This is a genomic window from Campylobacter concisus (assembly GCF_902460545.1).
Lineage (GTDB): Bacteria > Campylobacterota > Campylobacteria > Campylobacterales > Campylobacteraceae > Campylobacter_A > Campylobacter_A concisus_AE.
On record NZ_CABPUE010000003.1, the window covers coordinates 24,193 to 35,466 of the forward strand.

Genomic DNA, 11,274 nt, shown 5'->3' on the forward strand with positions numbered 1-11,274 from the left:
TTTACCTCTTTGAAATTTAAAAGGGGATATTTTATATCTTATTTTTAAATAGCCAAAATTTCGTTTGCAATAAGCTCTAAATCATCGGTGATTTTGTATAAATTTATATCTTCTTTTTTTATTGTTTTTTGGCTAACTAGCGTATTTTTTATAAACTCATCAAGCCCTTGCCAAAACTCACTCCCAAAAAGAAAAATTTTTACTTTTTTGCTACCAACTTGAGCAAGTACTAAAATTTCAAAAAGTTCATCAAGAGTGCCAAAGCCACCCGGAAAGACGACAAATGCGACTGAACGATCGGTAAGTGCAAATTTTCTTGGGCTTAAATTTGAAAAGAGATATTTTGCCGTAACGTAAGGGTTTGTATTTTGTTCAAACGGAAGCCTCACATTTAGGGCTATGCTTGGCGATTTTGCACTGTCAAACGCGCCCTTGTTTGCGGCTCTCATTATGCCGTCCCCACCACCAGTTAAGATGGCATATCCTAGCTCATTTAGCCTATAAGCTAGTTCATAAGCCTTTTTGCAGTAGAAATTTTCTTCATCAAATCTAGCCGAGCCAAAGAAGGTAACATTTTTATTTTTATATTTTAAGACGTTTGGAAAATTTAAAAGATCGCTAACTAATTCATTATTCATTATTTTAACTGTTGAAGCCTCTCGCGTTTTGAACCTATCTGAGTGATCTGGATGCCAAAATTTCCATCTATTATGACAACTTCGCCAAGGGCTATTACCTTATCACCGATCAAAATTTCAAGCGGATCGTTTGCTAATTGATTTAGCTCAATAACTGAGCCAATATCCATGGTAAGTACATCTTTTAAGAGCATTCTTTTTGAGCCGATACGAACACGAATAGGTAGTCTAACGTCCATTATAAGGCCGATATTTCTCATCTCTTCAGCGCTAAAATCGCCCTTAGCTACGTGAGGAGTGCTTGCTGGTGCAGCTGGTGCTTCAGTCTTTGTTGGCTCAAAAAATTTCATTAGCGAATGATCGCAAGCAAAACCGATATGCTCGCTTAGATCTTCGATTTTGACATTAAATAAAAATAGCTTTTCATAAACACTAAAATCAAGCGAAGAATTTTCATCTAAAAAATTTACATTTATTACTTCAAAATTTATCTTTGGCATGCCCTTTTGAGCGCCCAAGGATGTACTAAAAACACTAAAAAGATTTGAAAATATCTCTTTTGCGGCGTCAAGCTCATCACTGCCTAAATTTTCATTCTTTGAAATTTCCTCTTCGCCCATCATCCATTCGCTAATGGCACTTATTAAAACTGGAGTACATACTATCTCTGTTTTAGCATTGATGTCGCCACTTAAAGAGATATTAGCCATCACCACCGGCGGTTTTATGCCATTTTGCGTTGGTGCATCAAATTCATTTCTTTCACCAACCTCTGGAGCTCTGCCCGTAAGTCCTTCGATAGTAGCTTTTAATTCATTAGAAAATATATTAAAAAAATCATTCATCATCTTCGTCGTCCTCTTCTTCTTCCATTTTGCGCTCATTAGCTTCATACGCCATCAGCTTCGCTTTTCGCTCTTCTTCGTATTTTTCTAAGATATTTTTGATCTCATCTTTATCAGAGCGTATTAATTGCTCAATCCTTATAGATTTTCTAAATCTATGAAGCCCAACTTCAGCTAAGAAAACTTCTTTTTTATCGATACAAACGATCGCCTTATCATCAGCTCCTCTATCAAGCCTTAAAATATCGCCTTCTTTTAAATTTAAAAACTCATTTACGCTGATAATCGATTTGCCAAGTATGGCTTCATATAAAATTTCTGCTCGTCCGATAAGTGTTTTTAGCTCTTTGTTTCTACTTTTTTTTGCACTTGTTTCGCCAAGCATAATGTCCCTGTTTGCAAGGCGTGAGAGTATCGGCTCAAGGTAGATGACTGGATAGCATAAATTTATCATACCGCTTGAGCCACCAACTATGATCTCCATAACGACCATGATGACGATCTCGTTTTGAGAGACGATCTGTACGACATTTGGACTGCTCTCTTTAGCTTCCACATTTGGGTACATATCAGTTATCATCGACCAACTCTCTTTTAGACGCTGCATGATCATTCTAAGCACCGCATCAAGCAAATTTACTTCAATGTCAGTTAGTTCTCTATTTGCCTCAAAATTTTCACCAGTTCCGCCAAGCAAACGATCTATCATCGGAAAAGCAATGCTTGGATTTATCTCCAAAACACAGTTTCCATCAAGTGGCTTTATAGAAAAGACGTTAAAGCTCGTTGGACTTGGCAAACTCATCAAAAATTCGCCATAAGTCATTTGATCAACACTGTGAAGTCTGATCTCGACAATACTTCTCATAACACTAGAAATTTGACTAGCCAAATTTCTAGCAAGCTTATCATGGATGCCTTTTATCGCACGGAGTTGCTCTTTACTAACGCGGTTTGGACGCTTAAAATCATAAATAATAATCTGTTTTTGTTCGCCTTGCGATCTCTCTTCGACCTCGATATTACTCGTATCGCCGTCTTCATCAACAACTTCAAGTAGCGCGTCTATCTCTTCTTGACTTAAAATATCAGCCATTAAACCCCCAAGCTACGCCTGATACGATCAAGCAAACGTTTATGAATTTGTGAAATTCTACTCTCGCTGATATTCATGATCTGGCTTATCTCTTTTAAATTTAGCTCTTCATAATAATAAAGCTGAACCAACATCTGATCTCTTTCGTCAAAATCTTTTAAAGCTTCTTCTATTTTTAAAATGAGATCCTCTCTCTCAATGCTTTTCTCGACATCATTTTGACCAATTAGCTCCATTTGCTCGTCTATTGGCAAAATAGTAATGATACCGCTAACGCCTCTTGCCTCTCTTATTTTTTCGATGTCTTCATTAAGCTTTTCGGCCAAATACTCATCGCTTGGCTCTTCTTCAAATTCATTAAAGTAGTTATCTATCTCGCTATTTATGCTCTTTACCAGCTTTCTATCGCTTCTGCTAACAACATCAAGCGTCCTTAGATAATCAAGCATAGAGCCATAAATTCTCTTTTTGCCATAACCCCAAAAAGAGTCATTTTGCTCCTTGTCATACTTCCTGCTAAGCTTTATCATCTCTTCGACGCCAATGCTTATTAGGTCATTTGTATCTATGCTTGATGGCAACCTCTCTTTAAGTCTAAACGCCATTGCACGCAGTGCTGGCATATATTTTAAGACGATTTCGTCTTGTTCTTTTTTTATCGTGTTTTTATAAGCGTTAAGCTGCTTTTGCTTTAACTCGTGCATTTCGTTTACCAGAATCAAAATTTTCAGCAGTCATTTTTACCATTATATTTTCCATACGCTTTTCTCTAGTATTTAGCTCAGAGATGAGATAGTCTGCGATCTCTTCGTGTTTTTGTTTGTCAAAAATTTTAGTTAAAGCCCTTTTTACATCGATGTAGTTCATGATAACAATGTGAATTATAAGATAAAAAAACAAAGTAATAACTAGTGTATAAACAAGCATTTCGATAGGCTCACTCACCTTTAGCAAGGTAAAAACTATACCTACAAAAAAACCACAAACCGTAAAAAATGCTATAAAATTTTCTGCACGCAAAGCTCAATCTCCATCAAAATTGTTCTATCAAACGCTTAAAGAAGCCCCCAAAGCTCCTACTTTGCTCATCGTTAAGCACTTTTCGTTCCAACCTATAAAGTAAATTCGAAGCTATCTGTTTTATCTGAGCGCTAGGCTCAGCATAAGCAGCGTCGTCTGTAAAAAGCGTTCGTTGTTTTATGCTTCTTGAAACATTCTTATCAGAAGCCACAAATCCTATAAGCTCTAAATTTAAGCTAGGCCCGATATTTGCATTAGCAACGCGTTTGATATTTTCATAAATTCTAGTCGCTTCTGCTTCATTTTTTACCATATTTAAAAGCAAAAGCTCACTATTTTTAAACCTTGAAACGATCTTTATAACAGCGTACGCATCGGTTATTGCCGCAGGGTCAGGCACAGTTACCACCACGACCTCATCAGCCGCTTCTAAAAATAGCTGCGTGCTGCCGCCTATGCCAGCTCCGGTGTCAATGATCAAAAAATCAAGCTCATCAAGCTCGCTCGCCTCATCCAAAAACCTCTCAAATAAAAATTGATTGTTAAATTTTAAAATTTCATCGCCGCTCTCGCCAGGAATGAGGATCAAATTTTTATTTATGGGTATCAAGATATCTTTTAGGCTGCACTCACCTTTTAGCACGTGAAGTAAATTTTTACCCATTTTTACATTTAAGATGACGTCAAGGTTTGCAAGGCCGATATCAGCGTCAAATAGCCCTACTTTGTAGCCATTTTTTGATAAAACATTTGCTAAATTTGCACTTATCGTACTCTTACCAACACCGCCTTTGCCGCTAGTTATCGCAATAAAATGTGTATTTTTACTCTTGCTTTGAGACTGGACTAAATTTTGTAATTTTTGCGCTTGATTATTCATCGCTAGCCTTTTGCTTTGTAAATCCGTCAAACACGCACTCTACTAAAAATTCGCTCTTTGCCTCCACAAGATCATCAGGCACCTCTTGGCCCACGCTAAAGTAGCTAACCGGCGTGTTTGTCTCATATATCAGCGAAAAGACGTTGCCAAAAATTTTTGTCTCATCAAATTTGGTGATTATTAGCGTGTCAATATCCAAAAATGAAAATCCATTATAAATTTCTATTAGATCTTCAACCTTTGAGCCAGCCGAAAGGACCAAATTTACATCAATCTTTGCGCCGCTATGCTTTAAAAATTTATCAAGCCTTTCAAGCTTTTCTTTGTCATACTGCGAATTTCCAGTCGTATCAATAAGTATTACATCACAATAATTAAGCTGTTTGATAGCATTTTGAAAGTCATCTATCTCGATAACATCTAGAATAGGCAGCTTCATCATTTTAGCGTATTGAAATAGCTGCTCAACCGCTCCGATACGGTACGTATCAAGCGTAATGATACCTGTTTTATAGCGTTTTTCATTGCCGTATGCAAAACGAGCAGCTAGCTTTGCAAGAGTCGTAGTCTTACCAACTCCAGTTGGACCAACTAGCATCATGATACGTTGTTTTTTATCGCTTGGCTCCTTTCTACAAGGTAGCATATTTCGCAAAAGCGAGTAGAAATATCTTTTTACTGCGGTTGGATTGCTCTTCATCGAAACTGGTAAATTTTCAAGCGTCGTTTGCATGATAGCCTCTAAATGCTCTTCTTTCATACCGCTTTGCTTAGCGAGTTTATAGATACTAGCAAATTCTGGCGGGATCGAGAGATTATTGCGATTTGGGGCTTTTTCGTCCCAGATCATGTCAGTTATGAGCCCTATTTTCTCGCTTAACGCGCTTACTTGCTTTGCCACATCGTCTATTTTTTTATTCATGCCGTTTGGTATGCTTGACTCTTTATCTTTGACATCATCGATATTTACATTTGCGATCGTGCTTATCTCTTTTGCAGCAGCTGAGATATTTAAAAGCACGCTCTCATTTGGATCGTAAGGCTCGGGCGAAGCTGTCTTTGCCTCAAATTTAGCCGGCTCTTCTTTTATCTCAAATTTTGGCTTAGCAGGTTCATAGTTTTTATTAAATTTAGAGTAGGCATTTTCATAATTTATGGCTTTTGTATTTGGTTTTGGGGGTTGCTTCACATCGTCTTCTTCGACGCTTACTAAAATTTCATAAAGCGGTTTTTTATTTATCGTTTTGGCTTGAATCTGTTTTGTGGTAACTAGTATGGCCTTTTCGCCGCACGTTTCTTGAGCCTTTTTCAAAGCCTCAATGGTGCTCTCGCCTGTAAAAGTATGAAATTTTGTAGCCATTTATATCCTTTTAACCTCTCATAAGCCCTAGTGGCACGATCACGCTAAGCCTCTTATCGGCTCCTGGGTGTGGGACGATAAGGTGCGGCGTCTTATAGACTTTTTTACTAAAATACAAAATATCTAGATCAAGCGTACGTGGTGCATTTTTAAACGTCCTCACGCGCTTAAATTTACTCTCATAGTGCCCCAAAATTTTTAGCAAATTTCTAGGGCTCATAGATGTTTGTAAATTTATAACAGCGTTACTAAAATCATCCTGCGCTTCGTAGCCAAACGCCGCATTTATAAGGATCGGCGAGACTTCAACTACGTGAAAACGCCTATCTTCACTAATCGCTCTTATAAATTTATCAAACCTCTTTGCGCTATCGCCGATGTTGCCACCCATGCCAACTAGCGCCTCATATTTAAACTCATCTCTTTTATGAAAAAAACTAGGGCAAAAACGGCTTTTTACGATCTTTCTTGCTCCAGCTAGCCTCATAAAATTTCGCACCCACCTTCTCTTGCGACCACCACGTCCTCGATGCGCACGCCAAATTCATTTTCTAAATAAATTCCAGGCTCCACGCTAAAGACCATACCCTCTTTTATGAGTGTTTCGCTCCTTGCTGAGATGACTGGAAGCTCGTGTATATCGACACCTACGCCGTGCCCTGTCGAGTGAAAAAAGGCTTTTTCATATCCAGCCTTTGCTATCACGTTCCTTGCTGCAAGGTCTATCTCGCACGCCATAACGCCAGCTCTTGCGGCCTTTATCGCAGCAGCCTGAGCCTCTTTTACGATCTCGTAAATTTCTTGCATCTTTACGTTTTTAAATTTTTGCTCCTTTGAGAAGTTAAAATTTTCATCAAAGCAAGCAGTCCTGGTGCGGTCAGAGCAGTAACGCTTAAATTTCACCCCAGCGTCAAGTAGCAGCAAATCGCCCTTTTTTAAAATTTTATCTCCAGGCAGCGCATGCGCCTTTGCGGCATTTTCGTTTATCGCTACGATCGGATCAAAGCTAAGACCTAACTCGTTTTTTTGTCTAAAGATGAGTGAGGCGTTAAAATGAAGCTCTTTTTCGCTCATCCCCTCGCCATTTTCACGCACAAATTTAGCAAATTCATCAAAGCATTTTGCTCCAAATTCGCTAGCTTTTTTTAAAATTTTTATCTCATCTTCGCTTTTGCAAATTCTCTTTAGCCTAGAGAAATTTGCCTTTGGCTTAAAATTTATCCTAAAGCCTTTGCTAAGCGCGTTAAACTCACTTAAGCTTAGCTCATCAGGGTTAAAAACAAGGCTGCTTGGCTTCATCTTTCTTAAAAATGCCCTGACCTCGCTTATTAAATTTCTCTGCGCTAAAAGAACGACTACACCTGCATTTACGTAGCTTTTTGCCTCGAAATAATACCTCGCATCCGTGAAAAAGTATTTCACGCCATCAAGGCATAGCAAAAACTCATTGTCGCAGCTATAGCCACACTCGTAAAATACGGCGTTTTCGTCCTTTAAGATGAAATTCATTGTGATTTTTGATTTGCTCTTACTGCTTTGATTTGCTCAAAAATTTGAAGCATGCCTATCATCGCCAAATGATAGCCAACTGGTCCAAAGCCCACGATCTGGCCTGCCGCAACTGGTGCAATTAGGCTTTTGTGGCGGAACTCTTCTCTTCTATAAACGTTGCTGATATGCACCTCGATAACTGGCAAAGCAACCGCACTTAGCGCATCGCGGATGGCAATAGATGTGTGAGTGTAGGCAGCTGGATTTATGATGATGCCATCAGCATCGCCCAAGCACTCTTGGATCTTATCGACTAGCTCGCCCTCAAGGTTGCTTTGAAAAAACTCGATCTCAACGTCATTTTGATCGGCAACGATCTTCATTTGAGAGTGGATATCTTCCATCTTCATAACGCCATAAATTCCTGGCTCTCTAGCGCCAAGCATGTTGATATTTGGGCCTTGGATAACCATTATTTTTAGCTTCTTATCCATGTCACTCCTTTTTGATTAAATAGCCCAAATTATACATTTTCGTTCCTAAATTTTCGCTACAATAACAAAAATTTAAGGCTCAAATGTGGAAATTCTAAAAGCAAAAAAAATAATCACTGGCGGAGAAAATCCAAAAATTTTAAGAAATTCTTGTGTTGTTCTCAAGGACGATAAAATTTTAGAAATTTTAAGCGAAAAAGAGGCGCAAAAGAAATTTAAAGAGGCGAAAATTTATGACTTTGGTGATAGCGTGATTGTCCCAGCCTTTATAAACTCGCACGTTCATTTGGAGTTTAGCTCAAACGTTAGCACACTAAAATATGGCGACTTTATAAAATGGCTTGGCTCTATCGTCGATAAAGGCGGCGAGCTAGCTAAAATGGACGCTAAAAAAGCGATGAATGAAGCCATAAATTCGCTGTTAAAAAGCGGAGTTTGTACCATTGGCGAGATATCTAGCTTTGGCTCGGAGCTTGAAATTTTAGCCGCTAGTCCGCTAAAAGTCGTACTTTTTAGTGAAATTTTAGGCTCAAATGAGCAGATGGTTCAGCAAAATTTGCAAAATTTCTTAGCTAAATTTGAAAAAACAAAGGGCTATAAAAGTAAAAATTTTACCCCAGCTATCTCGCTGCACTCGCCCTACTCTGTGCATCCAAAGCTCGCCAAAGCTGCCCTTGAGATAGCTAAAAAAGACGATATTCTTGTTAGCACGCACTTTTTAGAGAGCAATGCTGAAAAGCAGTGGCTAGAGCACGGCAGCGGTGGCTTTAAAAAGCATCTTTTAAGATTTAGCCAAGATCCAAAGCCGATGTATGACGCGGATAGCTATTTTGAGATGTTTCGTGAGATAAATACACTATTTACGCACTGCGTTTATGTGAGCGATTTTGCTAAATTTGAGTCTCATCACAGCGTGACGCACTGCGCCGTTTCAAATAGGCTACTTGGCAAAAAGGCGCTAAATTTAAAAGAAATTTTTAAAAATGATGTCAACTTAAACATCGGCACAGACGGCCTTAGCTCAAATATCAGCCTAAATTTCTGGCATGAGCTAAGAGCCGCCCTTTTTACCCACGCTAGCCTTGATCTAAACGAGCTTGCCACCAGGCTTTTTGTCGCTGCAACGCATGGGGGCGCAAAGGCACTTAGGACAAATAACGGCGAGATAAGGGCTGGACGCGCAGCTGATATCGCAGTCTATAACGACCTAGAGTGCGATGATAGCGAGCTAATACTTCAGCTCATACTTCACACAAACGAAGCTAAAAAACTATATATCGGAGGCAAAATTTGCAAATTTTAAGGCTTATTTTTAGAGGAATTTTGGGAATTTTTAAATTTATTAATAACTACTTTAAGGCGCTCATATTTTTACTCATCTTATTTTTTATTTTCGCGCCAGATGGCAAGATGAAAGAGCCAAATTTAGCCCGCATTGACATCACTGGCACGATAATGGATACAAGCGAAATTTTAGATGCGCTCGAAAAAGCAAGGCTTGATAGCAACATCAAAGGCGTGCTGCTCTACATCGACAGCCCAGGCGGTGCGCTAAGCCCTAGCGTGGAATTAGCCATGGCGGTCAAGAGGCTAAAAGAGAGCAAAAAGGTGCTCGCATACGCAGCTGGCAACATGGCAAGCGGCAGCTACTACGCTGGCGTAAATGCTGGTACTATCATTGCAAACCCGGGCGCTTTCATAGGCTCTATCGGCGTCATCATGCAAGGGGCAAACATCGAAAATTTAGCCAAAAATTTAGGCGTGAGTGAGCAGGTGGTGAAGGCTGGCGAGTTTAAAGAGGCTGGCACCTTTATGAGGAGCTGGAGCAAGCAAGAGCGTGAGAGCTTGCAAGGGCTCGTAAATGACGCTTACATGCTCTTTGTAAGCGACGTGGCGGAGACTAGAAATTTAGACATCAACAAAAAAGACGAGTGGGCAAACGCAAGGGTCTTTTTGGCGCACAATGCCCTAAAGATGGGGCTAATTGACAGCCTTGGCAGCTACATAGACGCTCAAAATGAGCTAGCTAAAATGAGCCTCGTAGATGAGCCCATCTGGCAAGAAAAACCGCAGCTCGAAAAGATAATGGAGAAATTTACAAAGCAAGGTATAAACTCGCTTTTTAGTGCATTTTTTGAGACAAAGCTCAAATAATCAAAGCAAAATATTAAGGCGGGGATAAACTGCATATATAGTATAAATTTAGCTCATACTTTGCAAAAATTTTTTGGCTATATTTTTTAGCTTAAACTCGTAAAGTAGATTTTGGATTTTGTCTGCTGATTTTATATCTAAACCAAGATCATTTGCTAAAATTTTGTAATAAATTTGCGGGCTATCTTTTAGATTAATTGGCGGTGATTTTGAGCTTTTTGAGAGCTTTTTGCCATCTTTTAAAAGTAGCTTATGATGAATAAAATTAGCATTATAAAAGTTAAGATTTAGCCTTTTTGCAAGGTATCTTTGAGCTAGCGTGCAAGCCTTTAGATCATCGCCTCTAACAACCAAATTTACGCCCATATCTTCATCATCTATCACACTTGCAAAGTTGTAAGCCGGAGTAAAATCTTTTTTGTAAATCACAAAATCGCCCATTTGCTCTGCCACAAGCTTACCAAGAGGATCACTCTCATCAACGCTTAGTCTAATGGCGGTCTTGTCTTTTATAAATTTTAGATTTTTATTTTTACAAATTTTAGTGTAAATGCCATTTTCATAGGCATTCTTTGTAGTTCTAGAACATTCGCAGATATAAATTTCATCTAGTTTTTCAAGTACATCTTCGTATCTTTTAGCTCTTATTTTGAAGCTAAAATTACGCTCAAAGTCACTTACGCTAATTGGACCTTTATCGTATTCAAGCCCTAAAAATTCTAAAACATCAAAGATATTTTGAACAAATTCTTGCCGGTATCTACTAAGATCATAGTCATCAATACGTAAGTATAAAACGCCGCTTGCCGAACGTGTCAAAAGATAAGTCAGGATGAAATTATAAGCATTGCCAGCATGCAAAAATCCGCTAGGCGTAGGAGCTATGCGGGATGCTATGCCACCATTTGGTGGCAAATAGTCATTAATCCCTTGGTCTAGCCTCATTTACCCTTAAAGTACGTCCGCCTAGTTCTTTTTCATTTAGCGCGTCTATAGCCTTTTGTCCCTCATTTGCATCGTCCATTTCAACAAAGCCAAAGCCTTTTGAGCGGTCAGTTTCTCTATCTTTTACTATTTTTGCTCGCCTTACTTCACCAAATTGTGCAAAGGCTTCCTTTAATTCTGCCTCTGTCGTTCTATACGACAAATTTCCTACATAAATATTCACAGGAGTGTTCCTTAAAAAAATTACCGATTTATTCGGTTAGTGTGATAATAGCTAATTTTCGTCAAAAAGATGTAAAAAATCAAAAATTTATTATATTTTTTTGAAAAATATTCTTAAAAGCTACAAAC

The 11,274-nt window shown here is 38.7% G+C and carries 14 protein-coding genes; 2 read left to right on the forward strand and 12 right to left on the reverse strand.

The window, feature by feature from the left end:
- Positions 1–44 precede the first annotated feature (44 nt).
- The 10 genes from FZ949_RS03155 to aroQ are packed head-to-tail and all read right to left on the reverse strand — an operon-like array spanning position 45 to position 7,824.
- Positions 45–638 carry an LOG family protein gene (locus tag FZ949_RS03155; RefSeq protein WP_103579580.1) on the reverse strand — a complete coding sequence of 198 codons (594 nt, stop codon included), beginning with the start codon at positions 636–638 and terminating at the stop codon, positions 45–47.
- Entirely contained in the window at positions 638–1,486 is an 849-nt protein-coding gene (gene fliY / locus FZ949_RS03160) for a flagellar motor switch protein FliY (protein WP_148790134.1), read from the reverse strand. Before fliY ends, FZ949_RS03155 begins: the two co-directional genes overlap by 1 nt.
- The gene (fliM, locus tag FZ949_RS03165) at positions 1,476–2,579 is read right to left on the reverse strand and encodes a flagellar motor switch protein FliM (RefSeq protein ID WP_054196277.1); all 1,104 of its coding nucleotides are present in this window, start codon (positions 2,577–2,579) and stop codon (positions 1,476–1,478) included. Before fliM ends, fliY begins: the two co-directional genes overlap by 11 nt.
- A complete protein-coding gene (locus FZ949_RS03170) occupies positions 2,579–3,283 on the reverse strand; it encodes an RNA polymerase sigma factor FliA (protein WP_021090868.1) in 705 nt (234 codons plus the stop codon). The genes fliM and FZ949_RS03170 overlap by 1 nt, the downstream gene beginning before the upstream one ends.
- Positions 3,255–3,599, reverse strand: a complete 345-nt coding sequence (locus tag FZ949_RS03175) for a hypothetical protein (RefSeq protein ID WP_021090750.1) — start codon at positions 3,597–3,599, stop codon at positions 3,255–3,257. Before FZ949_RS03175 ends, FZ949_RS03170 begins: the two co-directional genes overlap by 29 nt.
- 13 nt (positions 3,600–3,612) lie before the next feature.
- Positions 3,613–4,479 carry a P-loop NTPase gene (locus tag FZ949_RS03180; protein WP_021090665.1) on the reverse strand — a complete coding sequence of 289 codons (867 nt, stop codon included), beginning with the start codon at positions 4,477–4,479 and terminating at the stop codon, positions 3,613–3,615.
- Positions 4,472–5,839, reverse strand: a complete 1,368-nt coding sequence (gene flhF, locus FZ949_RS03185; protein ID WP_103579582.1) for a flagellar biosynthesis GTPase FlhF — start codon at positions 5,837–5,839, stop codon at positions 4,472–4,474. Before flhF ends, FZ949_RS03180 begins: the two co-directional genes overlap by 8 nt.
- Before the next feature lie 10 nt (positions 5,840–5,849).
- Positions 5,850–6,326, reverse strand: coding sequence for a 2-amino-4-hydroxy-6-hydroxymethyldihydropteridine diphosphokinase (gene folK / locus FZ949_RS03190; protein ID WP_103579583.1), 477 nt, complete (start codon positions 6,324–6,326; stop codon positions 5,850–5,852).
- The gene (locus FZ949_RS03195) at positions 6,323–7,348 is read right to left on the reverse strand and encodes a M24 family metallopeptidase (protein WP_107952669.1); all 1,026 of its coding nucleotides are present in this window, start codon (positions 7,346–7,348) and stop codon (positions 6,323–6,325) included. The genes folK and FZ949_RS03195 overlap by 4 nt, the downstream gene beginning before the upstream one ends.
- Positions 7,345–7,824 (reverse strand): type II 3-dehydroquinate dehydratase, encoded by a 480-nt coding sequence (gene aroQ / locus FZ949_RS03200; protein WP_072594732.1) that lies wholly within the window; start codon positions 7,822–7,824, stop codon positions 7,345–7,347. Before aroQ ends, FZ949_RS03195 begins: the two co-directional genes overlap by 4 nt.
- A gap of 85 nt (positions 7,825–7,909) precedes the next feature.
- Here aroQ and mqnF point away from each other — a divergent pair, with 85 nt between their 5' ends.
- Both mqnF and sppA read left to right on the forward strand, forming a co-directional pair.
- Positions 7,910–9,127 carry an aminofutalosine deaminase family hydrolase gene (gene mqnF, locus FZ949_RS03205; RefSeq protein ID WP_107952670.1) on the forward strand — a complete coding sequence of 406 codons (1,218 nt, stop codon included), beginning with the start codon at positions 7,910–7,912 and terminating at the stop codon, positions 9,125–9,127.
- A complete protein-coding gene (sppA, locus tag FZ949_RS03210) occupies positions 9,115–9,978 on the forward strand; it encodes a signal peptide peptidase SppA (RefSeq protein ID WP_103579586.1) in 864 nt (287 codons plus the stop codon). The genes mqnF and sppA overlap by 13 nt, the downstream gene beginning before the upstream one ends.
- 48 nt (positions 9,979–10,026) lie before the next feature.
- Here the strand turns inward: sppA and FZ949_RS03215 are convergent, their stop codons facing one another.
- Both FZ949_RS03215 and rbp read right to left on the reverse strand, forming a co-directional pair.
- Positions 10,027–10,923 (reverse strand): glutamate--tRNA ligase family protein, encoded by an 897-nt coding sequence (locus tag FZ949_RS03215; RefSeq protein WP_107952672.1) that lies wholly within the window; start codon positions 10,921–10,923, stop codon positions 10,027–10,029.
- Positions 10,901–11,146, reverse strand: a complete 246-nt coding sequence (rbp, locus tag FZ949_RS03220; protein ID WP_009294719.1) for an RNA-binding regulator — start codon at positions 11,144–11,146, stop codon at positions 10,901–10,903. The genes FZ949_RS03215 and rbp overlap by 23 nt, the downstream gene beginning before the upstream one ends.
- Between the last annotated feature and the right edge of the window lie 128 nt (positions 11,147–11,274).